Annotated in this window: 19 protein-coding genes; 9 read left to right on the top strand and 10 right to left on the bottom strand. The window is 57.2% G+C overall.

Annotated elements, in window-relative coordinates; translation table 11 throughout:
- Positions 1-33 precede the first annotated feature (33 nt).
- The 6 genes from gpmA to modE all read right to left on the bottom strand — a co-directional run bounded on the left by gpmA (position 34) and on the right by modE (position 6,937).
- Positions 34-786 (bottom strand): 2,3-diphosphoglycerate-dependent phosphoglycerate mutase, encoded by a 753-nt coding sequence (gpmA, locus tag K5Y30_RS06340; RefSeq protein ID WP_008109047.1) that lies wholly within the window; start codon positions 784-786, stop codon positions 34-36.
- 150 nt (positions 787-936) lie between these two features.
- Entirely contained in the window at positions 937-1,971 is a 1,035-nt protein-coding gene (gene galM / locus K5Y30_RS06335) for a galactose-1-epimerase (RefSeq protein ID WP_222210731.1), read from the bottom strand.
- A complete protein-coding gene (gene galK, locus K5Y30_RS06330) occupies positions 1,965-3,113 on the bottom strand; it encodes a galactokinase (protein WP_222210730.1) in 1,149 nt (382 codons plus the stop codon). Before galK ends, galM begins: the two co-directional genes overlap by 7 nt.
- The gene (galT, locus tag K5Y30_RS06325) at positions 3,114-4,157 is read right to left on the bottom strand and encodes a galactose-1-phosphate uridylyltransferase (RefSeq protein WP_222181657.1); all 1,044 of its coding nucleotides are present in this window, start codon (positions 4,155-4,157) and stop codon (positions 3,114-3,116) included.
- A gap of 448 nt (positions 4,158-4,605) precedes the next feature.
- Positions 4,606-6,078: a molybdate ABC transporter ATP-binding protein ModF gene (gene modF / locus K5Y30_RS06320; RefSeq protein ID WP_222210729.1), complete on the bottom strand. Its 1,473-nt coding sequence runs from the start codon at positions 6,076-6,078 to the stop codon at positions 4,606-4,608.
- A gap of 76 nt (positions 6,079-6,154) precedes the next feature.
- Positions 6,155-6,937 carry a molybdenum-dependent transcriptional regulator gene (gene modE / locus K5Y30_RS06315; RefSeq protein ID WP_222181659.1) on the bottom strand — a complete coding sequence of 261 codons (783 nt, stop codon included), beginning with the start codon at positions 6,935-6,937 and terminating at the stop codon, positions 6,155-6,157.
- Between the two features lie 118 nt (positions 6,938-7,055).
- Between modE and K5Y30_RS06310 the strand changes: the two genes are divergently transcribed.
- The 4 genes from K5Y30_RS06310 (at position 7,056) to modC (ending at position 9,863) form a co-directional block, all read left to right on the top strand.
- A complete protein-coding gene (locus tag K5Y30_RS06310) occupies positions 7,056-7,214 on the top strand; it encodes an AcrZ family multidrug efflux pump-associated protein (RefSeq protein WP_007890616.1) in 159 nt (52 codons plus the stop codon).
- Positions 7,215-7,342: 128 nt separating this feature from the next.
- The gene (modA, locus tag K5Y30_RS06305; protein WP_222210728.1) at positions 7,343-8,116 is read left to right on the top strand and encodes a molybdate ABC transporter substrate-binding protein; all 774 of its coding nucleotides are present in this window, start codon (positions 7,343-7,345) and stop codon (positions 8,114-8,116) included.
- The gene (modB, locus tag K5Y30_RS06300) at positions 8,113-8,805 is read left to right on the top strand and encodes a molybdate ABC transporter permease subunit (RefSeq protein WP_222210727.1); all 693 of its coding nucleotides are present in this window, start codon (positions 8,113-8,115) and stop codon (positions 8,803-8,805) included. The genes modA and modB overlap by 4 nt, the downstream gene beginning before the upstream one ends.
- A complete protein-coding gene (gene modC, locus K5Y30_RS06295) occupies positions 8,805-9,863 on the top strand; it encodes a molybdenum ABC transporter ATP-binding protein ModC (RefSeq protein WP_222210726.1) in 1,059 nt (352 codons plus the stop codon). The genes modB and modC overlap by 1 nt, the downstream gene beginning before the upstream one ends.
- Before the next feature lie 50 nt (positions 9,864-9,913).
- On the opposite strand, the gene K5Y30_RS06290 is transcribed toward modC, so the two are convergent.
- A complete protein-coding gene (locus K5Y30_RS06290) occupies positions 9,914-10,732 on the bottom strand; it encodes a pyridoxal phosphatase (protein ID WP_222181662.1) in 819 nt (272 codons plus the stop codon).
- Between the two features lie 148 nt (positions 10,733-10,880).
- Here K5Y30_RS06290 and pgl point away from each other — a divergent pair, with 148 nt between their 5' ends.
- Complete coding sequence (gene pgl, locus K5Y30_RS06285; RefSeq protein WP_222210725.1) at positions 10,881-11,876, top strand: 6-phosphogluconolactonase; 996 nt, start codon at positions 10,881-10,883, stop codon at positions 11,874-11,876.
- 81 nt (positions 11,877-11,957) lie between these two features.
- Here pgl and K5Y30_RS06280 read toward each other — a convergent pair whose 3' ends face one another.
- The gene (locus tag K5Y30_RS06280) at positions 11,958-12,434 is read right to left on the bottom strand and encodes a kinase inhibitor (protein WP_222210724.1); all 477 of its coding nucleotides are present in this window, start codon (positions 12,432-12,434) and stop codon (positions 11,958-11,960) included.
- A gap of 30 nt (positions 12,435-12,464) precedes the next feature.
- Positions 12,465-13,760, bottom strand: coding sequence for an adenosylmethionine--8-amino-7-oxononanoate transaminase (bioA, locus tag K5Y30_RS06275; RefSeq protein ID WP_222210723.1), 1,296 nt, complete (start codon positions 13,758-13,760; stop codon positions 12,465-12,467).
- An 88-nt stretch (positions 13,761-13,848) separates the two neighbouring features.
- Here bioA and bioB point away from each other — a divergent pair, with 88 nt between their 5' ends.
- The 4 genes from bioB to bioD are packed head-to-tail and all read left to right on the top strand — an operon-like array spanning position 13,849 to position 17,439.
- Positions 13,849-14,880 carry a biotin synthase BioB gene (gene bioB, locus K5Y30_RS06270; protein WP_222210722.1) on the top strand — a complete coding sequence of 344 codons (1,032 nt, stop codon included), beginning with the start codon at positions 13,849-13,851 and terminating at the stop codon, positions 14,878-14,880.
- Entirely contained in the window at positions 14,881-16,032 is a 1,152-nt protein-coding gene (gene bioF / locus K5Y30_RS06265) for an 8-amino-7-oxononanoate synthase (protein WP_222210721.1), read from the top strand.
- On the top strand, positions 16,016-16,771 hold the full coding sequence (gene bioC, locus K5Y30_RS06260) for a malonyl-ACP O-methyltransferase BioC (protein WP_222210720.1): 756 nt from the start codon (positions 16,016-16,018) through the stop codon (positions 16,769-16,771). The genes bioF and bioC overlap by 17 nt, the downstream gene beginning before the upstream one ends.
- On the top strand, positions 16,768-17,439 hold the full coding sequence (gene bioD, locus K5Y30_RS06255; protein WP_222181668.1) for a dethiobiotin synthase: 672 nt from the start codon (positions 16,768-16,770) through the stop codon (positions 17,437-17,439). Before bioC ends, bioD begins: the two co-directional genes overlap by 4 nt.
- 39 nt (positions 17,440-17,478) lie before the next feature.
- Here the strand turns inward: bioD and K5Y30_RS06250 are convergent, their stop codons facing one another.
- A complete protein-coding gene (locus K5Y30_RS06250) occupies positions 17,479-18,195 on the bottom strand; it encodes an ABC transporter ATP-binding protein (protein WP_110865765.1) in 717 nt (238 codons plus the stop codon).
- Positions 18,196-19,034: the final 839 nt, after the last annotated feature.

Below are 19,034 nucleotides of genomic sequence, written 5' to 3'. Positions count from 1 at the left end.
TTGCGTCTGGCCTTTTTGCGTTTCAGCGTTCGCTTACTTCGCTTTACCCTGGTTTGCTACGGCTGCGGCTTTCGCAGCAATCTCATCAGCATCACCCAGATAGTAACGTTTGAGCGGCTTGAAGTTCTCGTCGAACTCATACACCAACGGCACGCCAGTTGGGATGTTCAGTTCGAGGATCTCGTCTTCGCTCAGGTTGTCGAGGTATTTAACCAGCGCACGCAGTGAGTTGCCGTGCGCAGCAACGATCACTTTCTCACCGCTCTTAATGCGCGGCAGAATGCTTTCGTTCCAGTAAGGAATTACGCGTTCGATGGTCAGCGCCAGGCTTTCGGTGGTTGGCAACTGCGCGTCAGTCAGTGAAGCGTAACGCGGATCGTGGCCTGGGAAACGCTCATCAGCGCGATCCAGTTCTGGTGGCGTGATGGCAAAGCCACGACGCCACTGTTTCACTTGCTCGTCACCGTATTTAGCGGCGGTTTCTGCTTTATCCAGACCTTGCAGCGCACCGTAGTGACGCTCGTTCAGACGCCAGGTTTTCTCAACCGGCAGCCATGCCTGATCCAGCTCATCCAGCACGTTCCACAAGGTGTGGATAGCGCGCTTCAGCACTGAGGTGTAAGCGAAATCAAACACGAAACCTTCTTTCTTCAGCAGCTGACCGGCTGCTTTGGCTTCAGTGCGACCTTTGTCAGACAGGTCAACGTCGTACCATCCGGTGAAGCGGTTTTCCTGGTTCCACTGGCTTTCGCCGTGTCGCACCAGTACCAGCTTAGTTACGGCCATAGCTTTACTCCTTAATGCTCGATTTACGATTAGTATTGAAACCGGCTGCGGCCACTGAGAAGCGGCTCACTAATAGCGCCATACCATAGCGGAAAACAACGCACGGCGTAAGCCTGTCGGCAGCGCAGTGCGCGTTTTTCATGCGGTGGCTCAGTGCGGCGTGAAGCGATAGCGCGTCACGGACTGCCAGCTGTCGCCGGGTTGCAGCCAGCAATCGGGCTGCGGCCACTCTGCATGGTTGGGCGAATCCGGTAAAAATTCGCTCTCCAGAGCGATGCCCTGGAAAGCAGTATAGCTGTCCTGCTCACGGGCGCGTGTTCCCGCCAGATAGTTGCCGGTGTAGAACTGCAACGCCGGGGCGGCAGTAAACACGCTCAGCTCCAGCTTGCCATCGGCAGACCACAAATGGGCGGCGGGTTGGCTGCTGTCACCAGCGGTGTTGAGCAAAAAGGCGTGGTCATAGCCTTTCACCGCTTTTTGATCGTCATCGACGAGGAACTCATCGGCGACGCGCTTCGGCTGGCGGAAATCAAAACTGTTTCCCGCCACCTCTTTCAGCGGTGCGTTAGGAATACCTTCGCTGTCCACCGGCAGGTAACGATCGGCGTGCAGTTGTAAGCGATGCTGGCGTGCATCACCATGATGCGCATCAAGATTAAAGTAAGCATGGTTGGTCAGATTGACCGGGCAGGGCTTGTCGGTTTGCGCTTCGTAGCGAATCGACAGGCAATTATCGTCATCAAGTTGATAGATGACATCGGCGATCAAATTACCAGGATAACCCTGATCGCCATCCGGTGAATCGAGGCGATAGTGCACCTCGCTTTCGCTCTGACTGAGGATCTGCCAGCGACGTTTATCGAAACCTTCCGGCCCGCCGTGCAGCTGATGTGCGCCCTGATTCGCCGCCAGCAACAGATTAAGCGTCTTCAGTTCGGCCGAGGCGATGCGGTTCGCGTAGCGGCCAATCGTCGCGCCAAGATAAGCATCCTGATGCAGATAATCGGACGGCGTGGCGCAGCCGAGCAGCGCTTCACGCACGCTGTGATCGCGCATTGGCACGCGTGCTGACAGCCAGGTCGCGCCCCAATCCATAAAAGTAGCCACCATGCCGTTGCGATTGCGCAGCACGGTGATGCGCCACGGTTGCCCGTCTGGCGCGTGTGAATTCACATCACTTACCATTGGCCTGCTCCTGCGGACGCTTTGCATACGTAGAAGGTCTCTTTGATGCCGGTTTGCGCTTCATACTTCTCGGCGACCACCGCTTTCACCGCATCGACCAGATCGATTGGCATCAGCGCCACGATGCAGCCACCGAAACCGCCGCCGGTCATACGCACGCCGCCGCGCGGGCCGATTTCTGCTTTCACAATCTCAACCAGCTGATCGATTTGCGGCACGGTGATTTCAAAATCGTCACGCATCGAGGCGTGCGATTCGGCCATCAGTTCGCCCATGCGTTTCAGATCGCCCGCGCTTAACGCATCGGCTGCTTCCAGCGTGCGCGCATTCTCGCTAATCACGTGACGTACGCGTTTTGCCACTAACGCATCCAACTGACCGGCAGAGGCTTCAAACTCTTCCAGCGTGACGTCACGCAGCGCCGGTTTATTGAAGAAGCGTGCGCCAGTTTCACACTGTTCACGACGCGTATTGTATTCGCTGCCCACCAGGCTACGACGGAAGTTGGAGTTGATGATCACCACCGCGACATCTTCCGGCATTGATACCGCGCGCGTGCCGAGCGTACGACAATCCAGCAGCATGGCGTGATCCGGCTGACCGAGCGCGGAGATCAGCTGATCCATGATGCCGCAGTTGCAGCCGACAAACTGGTTTTCCGCTTCCTGACCGTTCACCGCAATCGCTGCGCCGTCGAGTTTCAATGCATACAGCTGCTGGAATACGGTACCGACTGCCACTTCCAGTGACGCCGAAGAACTCAGGCCCGCGCCTTGTGGCACGTTGCCGCTGATCACCATATCGACGCCGCCAAAGCTGGCATCGCGTTTCTGCAGATGTTTCACCACGCCGCGCACGTAGTTGGCCCACATTGGCTCTTTCAGCGGCTCAATCGGCGCATCCAGCGAGAAGCTGTCCTGCTGATTGTCGTAATCGACGGCAATCACGCGCACCTGGCGATCGTCGCGTTTGGCGCAGGCAATCACGGTTTGATAATCGATGGCGCACGGCAGCACAAAGCCATCGTTGTAGTCGGTGTGTTCGCCAATCAGATTGACGCGGCCCGGTGCCTGAATGCTGTGTGTCGCCTGATAGCCGAAAGTGTCAGCGAAAACCTGTTGAGTAAGGGATTTTAATGACATTTATTGCGCCTCGCGGAAATGGACATCGCTGACAGAACGCAGACGTTCAGCTGCCTGTTCCGCCGTTAAATCACGTTGGGTTTCGGCCAGCATTTCATAGCCAACCATAAATTTGCGTACCGTGGCTGAACGCAGCAGCGGCGGATAGAAGTGTGCGTGCAGCTGCCAGTGATCGTTGGCTTCGCCGTTGAACGGCGCGCCGTGCCAGCCCATTGAATAGGGGAATGAACACTGGAACAGGTTGTCGTAGCGGCTGGTGAGCTGTTTGAGTGCCAGCGCCAGATCGGTGCGCTGCGGCTCGGTGAGATCGGTGATGCGTTTCACATGGGCTTTTGGCAGTAGCAAGGTTTCAAACGGCCACGCCGCCCACCACGGCACCACGGCCAGCCAGTGTTCGGTTTCCACCACCGTGCGGCTGCCATCGTTCAACTCGCGCGCAGCGTAATCGACCAGCAGCGGCGTGCCTTTCTCGGCAAAATAGTGACGCTGGTTGTCATCTTCTTTCTGCGCTTCGTTCGGCAGGAAGCTGTTGGCCCAAATCTGACCGTGCGGATGCGGGTTGGAGCAGCCCATCGCCGCACCTTTGTTTTCAAACACCTGCACCCACGGATAGTGCTGACCAAGATCGGCGGTTTGTTCCTGCCAGGTCCGCACGATATCTTCCAGCCCGCTCAGCGGCAGTTCCGGCAGCGTTTTGCTGTGATCCGGCGAGAAGCAGATCACCCGGCTGGTACCGCGCGCGCTTTCGCAGCGCATCAACAGATCGTCGCTTTGCGGTGCGTCTGGCGTGTTGGTCATCAGCGCGGCAAAGTCATTGGTGAACACGTAAGTGCTTTTATAGTTTGGGTTTTTGTCACCGGTAATGCGGGTGTTTCCGGCACAGAGGAAGCAGTCAGGATCGTGCGCTGGCAGTTGCTCCAGCGCCGGGGTTTCCTGCGCACCTTGCCACGGACGCTTAGCGCGATGGGGTGAGACCAGCACCCATTGATCGATCAATGGGTTATAACGGCGATGCGGATGATCGACCGGGTTAAATTTTTCCATGATGAGTCCTGGTAAACGGCAAACAGATAAAAATGATTTTGATCAAAGTAGCACAAAGACCAGCGTGAAAGCGTGATCCAGTCTGGATAAATGGTATCGTTTACACAAGGTGACGATTCTCATTTTGTGGGGTTGTTGCGTGTGTTTGTTGAATTACCAGGCGATGAAATGGTAACGCTTACATTGCCTTCATACTTCGAACTGCTGCTGCTTGCCGCAGCTCGAATTATTTTGGCAATGGCGCTATGCACGTTAGATGTTTGTAGATATAAGGGTCACCATTGATGGCGTAACGCCGCTCAGTTAAGCGCCGTATCAAATCACCGCACCTTCCGTAGCGGCGCGATTTATCGCGCAATGAATTGCGCCGCTACAATGTGTGCTCTCGGTGATGAGGGTTTTTCATGTCTTAATTGACGAGCATTACGCCATCTATGGCAACCGCTATTTAACGGAGAGACTCTTGCAGGAAACCGTAACCCTGTTCCTGCGTGACAAAACTCAGGCGATGGGTGATGCACTGCGGCGCATCTTCGGCGTGGTGGGAGACAAACAGCAGTTGCGTACGGCCTTCGCCAATCAGCACATCAACAAAGCGGCGCACCAACTGGCGGTTAATCGGATCGAGCCCCTGCAACGGTTCATCGAGAATGAGTAGCGTGGGATGTTTCACCAGCGCGCGCGCAATTAGCACCAGCCGCTGCTGGCCCCACGACAAACTGTGGAACGGCGCATCCGCCAGCTGATTATCCATACCGAGCAGCGCCAGCCACTGACGCGCCAGCGCTTTATGCCGATCGGACACCGCCTGATACAAGCCAATTGAGTCAAAGAAGCCGGAGAGCACCACGGTGCGCACATTACAGCTGACGCGATAATCGAGGTGCAGGCTGCTGCTGACGTAGCCGATATGCTGCTTGATATCCCAGATGGTTTCACCGCTGCCGCGTCGGATGCCGAACAGCGTCAAATCGTTGCTGTATCCCTGCGGATGATCGCCGGTCACTAAACTAAGCAGGGTAGATTTACCCGCGCCGTTCGGCCCCACGATTTGCCAGTGTTCGCCGGGATTAACTTGCCAGTTCAGGCCATCAATTACCGCTTTGTCGTTGTACGACACCACGCCGTTGCGCAGTATCACGCGCGGCGCATCTTCGGCCAGCTGCGGTAGTTGATCCGGTTGATCCGCTTCCGGCAGCGCCATGCCAGCAAGCTTCTCGCTATGCGCCAGCTGAGCCACCAGCGCTTCGGCCAGAATCGCGCCCCGTTCGCCCACGTGGGTTAACGTGCATTCGGCCAACACGCCGACCTTCCCGACAAAATCGGGAATATCATCAAAGCGATTGAGCACCAGTACTACGCTAAAACCGCTTCGATGCAGATCGTTGAGGGTTTGCGCCAGGCTGGCGCGCGACGCCACATCCAGCCCATCGAAAGGTTCATCGAGGATCAGCAGATCCGGCTGCGCCATCAGCGCCTGGCACAAAAGCGTTTTGCGCGTCTCGCCGGTGGAGAGATATTTGAAGCGACGATCGAGCAGATAAGTGATGCCAAACTGCTGCGCCAGCGCCTGACAGCGCGCCGCATCTTGCACTTCATCCTGAATGATCTGTGCGGCAGTGCGACCGGTATCGTCTTCGCCTTCACTCAGTAGATCGGTGTTATTACGTTCCCACTCATCGCTGACCAGTTTCTGTAGCTGCTCCAGCGACAGGCGCGTACGACGCTGAAAATCCTGCTGCACGCTGCCTTTACCGGGCTGCAACTCGCCGGAAAGGGCGCGCGCCAGCGATGACTTGCCGCTGCCGTTGGCGCCGACAAACGCCCAGCTTTCGCCGCTGTTGAGGGTTAAATCGTTAAGGGACAGTGCTCGGGTGTCGCTAAGGTGAAACGTACCTTGCGAAATTTGCAATGAAGCCATGATCTATTCCGTTTTATGCATCGTGTCGTCCAGTTTTAGCCAGTGATGCAGACGAAGTCAAATCATGGCGTGGATTTCAGAGCAGTGTGGCGATGATGGCGTGTTCGGCATTAAAACTGGCGGTGACGCTGGCACCAACCTGCAGATTCTGCTGTTTCACCGCCTCATTGGTGACGGTCGCGCACAGCGTTTCGCCACTCGGCAACGCCATCAATACTTCGCTAACCTGATCGCCGGGCTCAATCGCGCTGATCTGCGCAGCCAGTTGATTGTCGCTGCTGTCGGCGGCGTGACTGACGTGAATCCACGGTGCTTTAATCAGCACCAGCACCTCTTTGCCGCTGTCGAGTTGTAGTCGTTCGGCGCTGCGGGCAGTGATCGCCACCTGCAAGCGCGTTACGCCATCGGCGAGCAGCACTTCGATATGCTGTTGCACCTGCTGATGATCGCTGGCCAGCACCGTACCAAACAGCTGATTGCGCGCGCTGGTTTGCAGCGAGAAACGCGCAATCGCCGCCAGCAAACTGTCGAGCGGCAAGCTGTCGTTTTGCAGCACATCGAAGGCCTTTTGTTGGATCTGCTCCATCAACTGGAACAGCTGAATCAGCCGCTCGCCATAACGCGTCAGCTGCGCGCCGCCGCCGCCTTTGCCGCCGGTGGCGCGATCCACCAGCGTTTGGTCGGCCAGCTGATTCATCTCATTGATCGCATCCCAGGCACTTTTATAACTGATGCCCGCCAGTTTCGCGCCCTGGCTAATCGAGCCGGTTTGCTGCACGCGTTTCAGTAATTCGATGCGGCGCGGATCGGCAAACAGCTTTTGCTGAAGACGAATATGGAGAGAAAGTTCTGCCTGCATGTCAGCTCCTTAGGTTAATCCGCTCAGTTTACTGCTTAAAAGTAAAAGCACGAAAAGGGCAGTGCGTTTTTTTCGCTAACCGTTACAATCACTTTTTTATTTTCTGCGTGAGGTTTCCATGCTGGAACTGTTAAAAAGCCTGGCTGTGGCTATCATCATGGTGCCGATTGTGATGGCTATTATGCTCGGTCTGATTTACGGTCTGGGTGAAGTTTTCAACGTCATCTCAAAATTTGGCCGCCGCGACGATCGTCCTGCCAACAGCTCACAACACTAATTTCTCAACGCCCGCTTCCTGCGGGCGTTTTGTTTCTGAACTTCCGTAAAATCCTGCCGATATAAAGCTCATGACGCATTTGCGTGTACGTTGTATTATCAAATATATAACGTAACAAGGAACAACAAATGCGAACCATCAAGTACCGTTGGGCTGCTTCAACCGTTTTAAGCGTTTCATTGGCCGGTCATGCCGCGGCCGCAGAGAAAATCACCGTGTTTGCAGCGGCATCGCTGACCAATGCGCTGCAGGACATTGCGACGCAGTACCAGAAGAAAAGCGGTGTAGAAGTGGTATCCTCTTTTGCCTCTTCTTCGGTGCTGGCGCGCCAGATCGATCAGGGCGCACCGGCCGATCTGTTCATCTCTGCAGATCAGCAGTGGATGGACGATGTGGTGGCGAAAAACAGCGTGATGAGCAGCACGCGCTATACGCTGCTCGGCAATGACTTAGTGCTGATTGCACCGAAAAGCGACGCGGCTAAAGCGGTCACCCTTGACAGCAAAACCGACTGGAAAAGCCTGCTGAAAGGTGAGCGTCTGGCGGTCGGCGATCCGGATCACGTGCCAGCCGGAATTTATGCCAAAGAAGCATTACAAAAACTCGGTGCGTGGGACGCTTTATCCCCGCAGCTGGCGCCCGCTAATAACGTGCGTGCCGCGCTGGCATTGGTGGAGCGTAACGAAACGCCGTATGGCATCGTGTATGGTTCGGACGCGGTGGCTAGCCAAAAAGTGCAGGTCGTAGGACGATTCCCGGAAGATAGCCACAAGCCAGTGGAATATCCGATGGCGATTGTCAAAGAACATCAGAACGCAACGGTGGAAGCCTTCTACAACTATTTGCAGGGGCCGGATGCCGCTGCCGTGTTTAAACAGTATGGATTCACGCCGAAGAAATGATATTGAGCGATCCCGAATGGCAGGCCGTTTTTCTCAGCCTGAAAGTGTCCTGTGTAGCTGTGATATGCAGCTTGCCGTTTGGCATCCTGATGGCCTGGATTCTGGCGCGCTGCCGCTTTCCGGGCAAAACCCTGTTGGACAGCATCGTCCACCTGCCGCTGGTGCTGCCGCCGGTGGTGGTCGGCTATCTGCTGCTGATCGCCTTAGGCCGGCGCGGTTTTATCGGCGAATGGCTGTATGACTGGTTCGGTTTCACCTTTGCCTTTAGCTGGCGCGGCGCGGTGATCGCTTCGGCGGTGATGGCGTTTCCGCTGATGGTGCGTGCAATTCGTCTTGCGCTGGAAGCGGTGGATACCAAACTGGAGCTGGCCGCACGCACGCTGGGTGCCGGGCGCTGGCGCGTATTTTTCACTATTACGCTTCCGCTGACCTTGCCGGGCATTATTGTCGGCACGGTACTGGCCTTTGCCCGTTCGCTGGGCGAATTTGGTGCCACCATCACGTTTGTCTCCAACATTCCCGGCGAGACGCGCACCATTCCGTCGGCGATGTTTACCCTGATTGAAACGCCGGGCGCGGAAGGCACCGCCGCGCGCTTGTGTGCGGTGGCGATTGCGCTGGCGCTGATGTCGTTAGTGACATCGGAAATGCTGGCGCGCTGGGGCCGTAAACGGCTGGGAGCGGCATAATGCTCAATCTGCAACTTTCTCAGCAGTTGGGCGAGCACCTGCTCGACGTTAACGTCAATATTCCCGCCAGCGGCATTACCGCCATTTTTGGCGTGTCGGGCGCGGGCAAAACCTCGTTAATTAACGCGATTGGCGGATTAACCCAGCCACAAAGCGGGCGCATCGAGTTAAACGATCGCCTGCTGTTCGATTCGGCCACGCGCGTGAATTTGCCGCCGGAAAAGCGCCGTATCGGCTATGTGTTTCAGGACGCGCGGCTGTTTCCACATTATCGCGTGCGCGGCAATCTGCAATACGGCATGGCGGCCTCAATGAAGCCGCAGTTCAACGCGCTGGTGGCGCTGCTGGGTTTAGAATCGCTGCTGACGCGTTTTCCTGCGTCGCTTTCGGGCGGTGAAAAACAGCGCGTGGCGATAGGACGCGCGTTGCTGACGGCGCCCGATATTCTGCTGATGGATGAGCCGCTGGCGTCGCTTGATCTGCCGCGCAAACGTGAGCTGATGCCCTATCTGCAAAAGCTGGCGAAGCAGGTCGATATTCCCATTCTTTACGTATCGCACAGCCTCGATGAAATCCTGCAGCTGGCGGATAACGTGCTGGTGCTGGATGCCGGCCAGGTGAAAGCCTTTGGTCCGCTGGAAAAAGTGTGGAGCAGTTCGGCGATGCGTCCGTGGCTGCCGCTCGCCGAGCGCACCAGCGTGCTGCGCGTGCAGGTGCTGGAGCAGCATCCTGATTACCCGATGACCGCGCTGTCGCTTGGCGATCAGCATATTTGGGTGAGCCGGGTGAATCAGCCGCTGAAAACGCCGCTGCGTATTCGTATCGCCTCGGCCGATGTGTCGCTGGCCTTGCAGCCGCCGCACAACACCTCAATCCGCAATATTCTGCCGGCGCAGGTGGTTGAGCTGCTGGAGATTGACGATCAGGTGGAAGTGAAGCTGCGAATTGGGGTAAGCGAACTGTGGGCGCGCATTTCACCGTGGGCGCGCGATGAGCTGAGCATTCGACCGGATCAGTGGCTGTATGCGCAGATTAAGAGCGTGTCGATAGCGGCATAGCAAGCGGTCGCCATGAATGGCGACCAAAAAGCGTTTATGCGGCGTGTTAACTAGAGAACTTCCTGATAAATCACTTCAGCGATGCCCGGCTCAAGATTGGTGCCAATCACCTTTTTGGCGCGTGCTTTGATGGCATCATCGGCATTGCCCATCGCCACGCCTAATCCCACCTGTTCCAGCATGCTGAGATCGTTGTAGTTGTCGCCAAACGCCAGCACGTCTTGCATGCTAAAGCCCTGACTCTCAACCCACTGTGCCAGACGCTTGCCTTTGCTGTTGCCGCCTTTGGCGATATCCACCTGATCGTGCCACGACCATTCACACGCCAGACCGAGTTCGGCTTCGGTGCGTTCGGCAAACTGCTGCAGCGCGCGCGTGTCGGGATGCGACAGCGCGAATTTCCAGATCGAATCAGCCTCAATCGCCGCCTGCGCCAGGCTTGGCACCTGCAGGAACAGCGGACGCTGCGCTTCCGGCAACGATTGCGCCCAGTTAAGCGTACGCGTCACATGGCCGGTTGGCGTTTGGTACAGCATCGCATCATCGACATACAGCAGACCGTGGATGTTCTCTTCATCCAGCATCTCAATCACACGCGCGGCTCTGCTTTTATCCAGCGGATCGGCGGCCAGCACCTGTTTCGCGGGATAATCATACAAATAGGTGCCATTACAGCAAATTGCGGGTGTATCCAGCTTAAGTGCCTGATAAAAAGGGTGGATAGCGCAGTGGTGGCGACCGGTAACGATCAACACTTTCACGCCCGCCTGTTGCGCGCGGGCCAGCGCTTCGATGGATTCAGGCAAGATGGTTTTGTTCGGGGTCAGCAGGGTGCCGTCGAGGTCAAGGGCGATTACGCGGTAGCTCATTACACTTTCCGTCCGGGAGTTGGCAAAGCATTGAGTCTACACCCGGCAGCGGCCCTGAGACAAAAAACAGGGCACAAATGAATCCAGCGCAACAAAATGAAACGCGCTACAGTTATCCCTTTCATCAGGCAGCGAATAAGGAAAACGCATGAAACAAGTCGTGTATACCGCCAGTCCCGAGAGCCAGCAGATTCATGCCTGGCAGTTGCAGGAAGATGGCGCACTGACGTTATTGCAGGTAACGGATGTTGCCGGCCAGGTGCAGCCGATGGTGGTGAGCCCGAAGAAAGATTTTCTCTATGTCGGTGTTCGTCCGAATTTTCGCGTGCTGGCGTTTCGCATTGCGGCCGATGGCACGCTGAGCCTCGCCGGTGAAGCACCGCTGCCGGGCAGCCCAACCCACATCTCCACCGATCGTCAGGGCAATTATCTGTTCTGCGGCTCGTATAACGATGCCTGCGTCAGCATCAGCCCAATCGGCAGCGATGGTTTGCCGCAAGCGCCAGGTCAGGTGATCAGCGGGTTAGACGGTTGCCACTCCGCCAATATCGATCTGAATAACCAAACGCTGTTTGTACCGGCACTGAAGCAGGACCGCATCTGCCTGTATCAGTTGAACGCAGACGGCACTCTGGCTCCGCGTGAACAAGCGCAGGTCACCACCGTTGAAGGTGCCGGTCCGCGTCACATGGCCTTCCATCCGAACGGCGCGTATGGCTACGTGGTGAACGAGCTGGATAGCACCGTCGATGTCTGGGCGCTGAACAATGTGCATGGCCAGGTTGAGCGCGTGCAGAGCCTTGATATGATGCCGAAAGATTTCAGCGACACGCGCTGGGCGGCGGACATCCACATCACGCCGGATGGTTGTTTCCTCTATGCCTGCGACCGTACCAGCAGCACCATTACGGTGTTCAGCATCAGTGAAGATGGCTCGGTGCTGGCGATTGAAGGCTACCAGCCAACTGAAACCCAGCCGCGCGGCTTCAATATTGATCACAGCGGTCAGTATTTGGTGGCGGCGGGACAGAAATCGCACCATATCGAAGTGTATAAGATTCAGGAACGCGGCCTGCTTAATCCGCTGGCGCGTTACGCGGTAGGACAAGGCCCAATGTGGGTGGTAATTCACCCGTTGGCATAACGCGTTGGATTCAACCAGGTGCGCATAAATGCGCACCCTACAAATCCGTCGTAAGGTCGCCATTCATGGCGACCTTTTTTATTACGCGTACTTCACCGTAATCGACGCACTGGCCAGCGCATGAAAATGCACATTAAAACCCACCATCGCGCCGCTCGCGCCTTCATCCACGTCAATTTTATCCGTATCCAGCGCATGCACCGTAAAGATGTAGCGATGTGATTCGCCCTGCGGTGGCGCTGCGCCGCCGTAGCCGGTTTGGCCAAAATCGGTACGCGTCTGAATGGCGCTCTCCGGCAGTTCCGCTACGCCGGAACCGGCACCTTGTGGCAACGCGGTGACTTCAGCCGGAATATTCGCTACCACCCAATGCCACCAGCCGGAACCGGTAGGCGCGTCGGGATCGTAGCAGGTGACCACAAAGCTTTTGGTGCCTGCCGGTACATCATCCCACGCCAGGTGCGGTGACAGATTGTCGCCCTGGTAACCCATGCCATTGAAAACGTGTCGCTCTGGCATCTTATCGCCGTCGTTAAAATCCTGGCTAACTACGCGCATGATCACTCCTTTTATGGTTGTGCAGAACCCTCAATCATGGTGGAAATGCGCCGCAACATCCAGTGTCGCACCTGCCGCTTGCGTCAGTTTCGTTAGTTCGGCGGCAGAAATCAGATAAGGTGGCATCAGGTAGATCAAGCGCCCAAACGGCCGAATCCACACGCCGCGCTCAACGAAGAAGTGCTGCAGCGCCGCCATATTCACGGCCTGATGAGTTTCGATCACGCCAATCGCACCCAGCACGCGCGCATCGGCCACCGCGTGATGACGGCGCAGCGGCAGCAGCTCGGTGCGCAGCTGCTGTTCGATGTGCGCCACTTGGGTTGTCCAGCCGCCTTCATTGATCATCTTCAGACTTTCCACCGCCACCGCGCAGGCCAGCGGATTGCCCATAAAAGTAGGGCCGTGCATAAAGCAGCCCGCTGCGCTGCGGCTAATGGTGTCGGCGACTTCACGCGTGGTCAGCGTGGCGGAGAGCGTCATGGTACCGCCGGTCAGCGCTTTGCCGAGGCAGAGAATGTCCGGCGTGATACCCGCATGGTCGCAGGCAAACAGCTTGCCGCTGCGACCAAATCCGGTGGCGATCTCATCGGCTATCAGCAGCAAACCGTAGCGATCGCACAGCTCGCGCACCTGCTGCAGATAGCGCGGATGGTAGAAACGCATCCCGCCAGCGCCTTGCACAATCGGCTCCAGAATCACCGCCGCAATCTCCCGATGGTGGATTTCCACCAGCTGCGCAAAATCGGCGAAATCGGCCTCGTTCCACGCGTCATCGAAAGCGCACTGCGGCGCGTTGGCGAACAGATGTTCCGGCAGATAGCCGCGCCACAGGCTGTGCATCGAATTTTCCGGATCGCACACCGACATCGCGGCAAAGGTATCACCGTGATAGCCGCGCTTCAGGGTGAGGAATTTCTGTCGCGTTTGGTTGCGTCCCAGCCAGTATTGCAGCGCCATTTTCATCGACACTTCGACGGCGATCGAACCCGAATCGGCGAGGAACACGCACTCCAGTGCGTCAGGCGTCATGGCAACCAGCTGGCGGCTCAGTTCCACCGCCGCCGGATGGGTGATGCCGCCAAACATCACATGCGACATCTGCGTCATTTGCTGCTGCAGCGCCTGATTAAGACGCGGATGGTTGTAGCCGTGGATTGCCGCCCACCACGACGACATGCCGTCCACCAGTTCACGTCCGTCGGCCAACTGCAGCTGGCAGCCGTGCGCCGCCACAACCGGATAACAGGGCAGGGGATCGCGCATCGACGTGTAGGGATGCCAGATATGCTGGCGGTCAAAGTTGAGGTCATCCTGAGTGAACATGCGAGTTGTAAACCATTTTAAAAAGATTTAGTTTACAAGTATAACCACGTTAATCGTCGGGATGAACCCCCTTTTTCTGGAGTAAGCAATGGCAAACCGCTGGACACTGGCACAAGCTCAGGCACTTTTCGATAAACCTTTCCTTGAGTTGATGTTTGAAGCGCAGCAAGTGCATCGTCAACATTTCGATCCACGCCAGGTGCAGGTCAGCACGCTGCTATCGATCAAAACCGGCGCCTGTCCGGAAGACTGTAAATACTGTCCGCAGAGCGCGCGCTATAAAACCGGTCTGGAATCGGAACGTCTGATGGAAGTGGATGCGGTGCTGGAATCGGCGCGCAAAGCCAAAGCGGCGGGATCGAGCCGTTTCTGTATGGGCGCCGCGTGGAAAAACCCGCACGAGCGCGACATGCCTTACCTTCAGCAGATGGTGCAAGGCGTGAAAGCGATGGGCATGGAAACCTGCATGACGCTTGGCACGCTGGATGGCGACCAGGCGCAGCGCCTCGCCGAAGCCGGGCTCGATTTCTACAACCACAACCTCGACACCTCGCCAGAGTTTTACGGCAACATCATCACCACGCGCAGCTATCAGGAACGTCTGGATACGCTGGATAAAGTGCGCGGCGCGGGCATCAAAGTGTGTTCCGGCGGCATTGTGGGTCTGGGTGAAACGGTGAAAGATCGTGCGGGCTTGCTGGTGCAGCTGGCGAATCTGCCGACGCCGCCCGAAAGCGTACCGATCAACATGTTGGTGAAGGTCAAAGGCACGCCGCTGGCCGATAACGACGATGTTGAACCCTTCGACTTTATTCGCACCATCGCGGTGGCGCGCATCATGATGCCCTCGTCACATGTGCGTCTTTCTGCCGGACGCGAGCAGATGAGCGAGCAAACGCAGGCAATGTGCTTTATGGCCGGCGCTAACTCGATCTTCTACGGCTGCAAACTGCTTACCACGCCAAATCCGGAAGAGGATAAGGATCTGATTCAGTTCCGCAAATTGGGCCTGAATCCGGAGCACACCGCGACAACGGCGGGTGACAATGAGCAGCAGCATCAGCTCAGCGAGCAGCTGCTGCACGCGGATACCGCGCAGTTCTACAACGCGGCTGTGTAAATGGGCTGGTCACAACGTATCGACGCGGCGCTAGCGGCGCGGCGTGCCGCTGATGGCTGGCGTCTGCGGCGTCCCATTGAGCACAACAGCGTGCGGGAAATTACGCTGGAGGGGGAGCGTTATCGCCACTTCTCCAGTAACGACTATCTTGGTCTGAGCCAGCATCCGGCGGTGATTGCCGCGTGGCAGCAGGGCGCGGCTGAGATGGGCGCCGGCGCGGGTGCATCGGGTCATGTGACCGGCTACAGCCGCCACCATGCGCAGCTCGAAGAGGAGCTGGCTGACTGGCTGGGCTACTCGCGCGCGCTGCTGTTTATTTCGGGATTTGCCGCCAATCAGGCGGTAATTCATCTGCTGGCGGAAAAGCAGGATCGCATCTTCGCCGATAAGCTGGCGCACGCTTCACTGCTGGATGCCGCTAGCCACAGCCCGGCGAGCCTGCGTCGTTTTGCCCACAATCAGCCAGCAAGTCTGGCGAAGCTGCTGGCAACGCCGTCGGACGGCGGCACGCTGGTGGTGACCGAAGGCGTGTTCAGCATGGACGGCGACAGCGCTCCGCTGGCAGCCATCGCCGCAGAGACGCGGTGCGGCAACGGCTGGCTGCTGGTGGATGATGCGCACGGCATTGGCGTGACCGGCGCGCAAGGGCGCGGCAGCTGCTGGCAGCAGCAGGTCAAACCGGAACTGCTGATCGTCACCTTCGGCAAAGGGTTTGGCGTTAGCGGCGCGGCGCTGCTGTGCGATGACGCCACCGCTGATTACGTCGAGCAGTTTTCCCGCCATCTGATCTACTCCACCGCGATGCCACCGGCGCAGTGCTATGCGCTGCTGGCGGCACTGCGGCAGATTCAGCAAGGTGATGCGCTGCGCGAGAAACTGCACAGCCACATTGCGCGTTTCCGCGCCGGTGCGGCGGATTTGCCGTGGCAGTTGGTCGATTCTGCGAGCGCCATCCAGCCGCTGATCGTTGGCGAAAACAGCGCGGCAATGGCGTTGTCGCAGCGGCTGGCGCAGGCCGGCTGTTGGGTCAGTGCGATTCGGCCACCAACCGTGCCGCCGGGCACCGCTCGGCTACGCATCACGCTTACCGCTGCACATCACACCGATGACATTGATCGTCTGCTGGAGGCGCTGTATGACGCTGCAGGTTAACAAACAGGCCGTGGCGCAGGCTTTTGGTCGTGCGGCTGCGCATTACGAGCAGCACGCGCAGTTACAGCGGCTGAGCGGCGATGCGCTGCTGGCGCTGGCGCCCGCTGGTTTTGGTCCGCATCTGCTGGATGCCGGGTGCGGTACCGGCTGGTATAGCCGCTACTGGCGCGATCGCGGGCACACGCTGACGGCGCTCGATCTGTCGCCCAACATGCTGCAAACCGCGCGCGATCAGCAATCGGCGCAGTACTATCTGTTGGGCGATATCGATGCGGTGCCGCTGCCGGACGCTAGCGTTGACGGCGTGTGGAGCAATCTGGCGGTGCAGTGGAGCAGCGACTTGCACACCGCGCTGCAGCAGTTTTTGCGCGTCACGCGGCCGGGCGGCACGGTGCTGTTTTCCACGCTACTCGACGGTACGCTGCACGAAGTGCATCACGCGTGGGCGCAGCTGGATGGCCGCCAGCACGCCAACCGTTTCCTCAGCGCTGCCCAGTTTCATGCGGCCACCGCGACGCTGCCAATCGCCGTGCAGCAGCAGGTTATCACGCTGCATTTTTCCAGCGCGCTCAGCGCTATGCGCTCGCTGAAAGGCATTGGTGCTACGCATTTGCACGACGGACGCGGCGCCAGCGTGCTGACGCGTTTCCAACTGGCACAGCTTGAGCAGCACTGGCCGCAGGACGAGTCCGGTTATCGCCTGAGTTATCACCTGATGTATGGAGTTTTAAGCAAATGACACGCTGGTTTATTACCGGAACCGATACCGAAGTGGGCAAAACCGTGGCCAGCGGCGCGCTGCTGCAGGCGGCAAGCGCCGCCGGTTTACGCACCGCAGGCTATAAGCCGGTGGCATCCGGCTGCGAAATCACGCCGCAAGGCATTCGCAACAGCGACGCGCTGGCGTTGCAGCGCTACAGCACCTTGTCGTTAAGCTACGAGCAGGTGAACCCGCTGGCGTTTGTCGAGCCGACCTCGCCGCATATCATCAGCGCGGAAGAGGGCAGGCCGATTAGCTTTGCCACGCTGTCAGCGGGCTTGCGCGCGCTGGAGCAGCAGGCAGAATGGGTGTTAGTCGAAGGCGCAGGCGGGTGGTTTACGCCGCTGTCGGAGACGCAAACTTACGCCGATTGGGTGGAAGCCGAGCAGCTGCCGGTGATTCTGGTGGTGGGTGTGAAGTTAGGCTGCATCAATCATGCCATGCTCACCGCCGAAGCGATTAAAGCGCGCGGATTACGCCTTGCGGGCTGGATTGCCAATGATATTCAGCCGCCCGGCAAACGCCATCAGGAGTATATGGATACGCTGCGTCAGCGCATTGATGCGCCGTTCCTCGGTGAGATTCCGCACCTGCGCGATGAGGCGCAGCAGGCCGAGTGCGGGCGTTATTTGACGTTGCCGCAATAAATAACCCGGGTCGCCATTCACGGCGACCTGGCTACATCTTCACCTTGCGGTCAGCCACTTATTCACCGTCAAATCATCCAGCTGCGCCACTTTACCGTGCGCCACATTGCGTCCGCGATGCAGCAGCAGGAAATAATCGGCGACGCGGCGGACAAACGAGACGTGCTGCTCCAGCAGCAGAATGGTTAAACCATACTCACGGTTTAAACGACGAATCAGATTGCCCATCTCCTCTTCCAGCCACGGCGACATCCCCTCTGTCGGCTCATCCAGAATCACCAGCTTGGGTTGCAGCACCAGCGCACGCGCCAGGGCCAAATGTTGTTGCTGTTCCATTGGCAACTCGCCGCTGCGCTGATGGCGCAATGAATAGAGTGCCGGGAACAGGTCGAACACCATTTCCGGAATGGCACGGCTACGATCGTCCTGTGCCGCCATCAGGGCGATCAGCAGGTTATCCTCCACGCTCATTTGCGAGAAAATATGCCGTCCTTGCGGCACATAACCAATGCCGGTGCGCGCGCGCAGTTCGGCCGGTTGCAACAGTAAATCTTCCGGCGGCGCGCCATCTTCCTGCCAGGTCATTGAGCCACTGTTAATTGGCAGGCGGCCCATAATGCAGTTCACCAACGTGGTTTTGCCCATGCCGGGACTGCCCAGCACGCCGGTACAGGTGCCCGGCGGCAGATCGAGATCGACATCCCACAGAATGTGATTTTGACCGTAAAACTGATTCACCGAACGTAAACTCAGCATCTGACATACTCCTTCCAGATTATTAGCCTGAATGCTCCCGCTCTGTGTCGTCTGGCATACAGTCGTGCACGATTGATGGACACCGCTGTCGTCGGCAAGCGCCGATATGGACTCGTCACTCCATAGCGTTAACACTGCAATTCCCAGGCCAGGTTAGGAATTCAGGCACATCTGCGGCTGAAACCTGACAAATCAGCGGCTAAAAGTTGAGAAATTCTTAACAATTGCCGGCGGTGATAAATCGATTGCACTTTGACGGTGCTGACTGCTTAACGTTTCTGGTGCATTTGATCGTTCGTAAGGCAATAACCGGGGAAATAAATGGCCTTAACGCCTGGCTTTTCTCCAGGTATAGGAAGGTAAACCGGGAAAAAGAAGGGTTAATGCGACACGCAAGGCGGGAAAAATAAATGCGAAAAAATTTTTTTTCACGCTTAAGAATGGGCGGGAGAAAATTATACACAGCCGATGGGCTCGGGGCTGGATTCACTTATCCACCATTACTGTGGATAACCTTGTGCATTAGCGACTGAAAACCGTGTGCAAGCGAGTAAATTCGCGGCCTTCCTACATTATGATGAGAAACTGGGCTTTTGAGTCAAAGTGAATTAAAACAGCAGGTTAGTTAAAATCAAGCATGGGAATTATCTGCCTTGTCATCGGACTGCAATTTAATGACACTCTATTGACAAATGTTAAAAGCATCCTCCGCCTGGGGATAACATTGCGCAACAACAACTTGCCGCCAGCCGCTTAAATTGCACTGAAGAGAATCGCCGTCAGGTGCCATTATCGTGCAAGGTTACTGTAATTATGTCCAGTATTTTTTTCTGGCAAAT

The organism is Pantoea sp. DY-5 (assembly GCF_019795955.1).
In the GTDB taxonomy this organism is placed as follows: domain Bacteria; phylum Pseudomonadota; class Gammaproteobacteria; order Enterobacterales; family Enterobacteriaceae; genus Pantoea; species Pantoea leporis.
The sequence above is the reverse complement of the archived record's forward strand: the minus strand, read 5'-3'. Positions and strand labels throughout refer to the sequence as shown.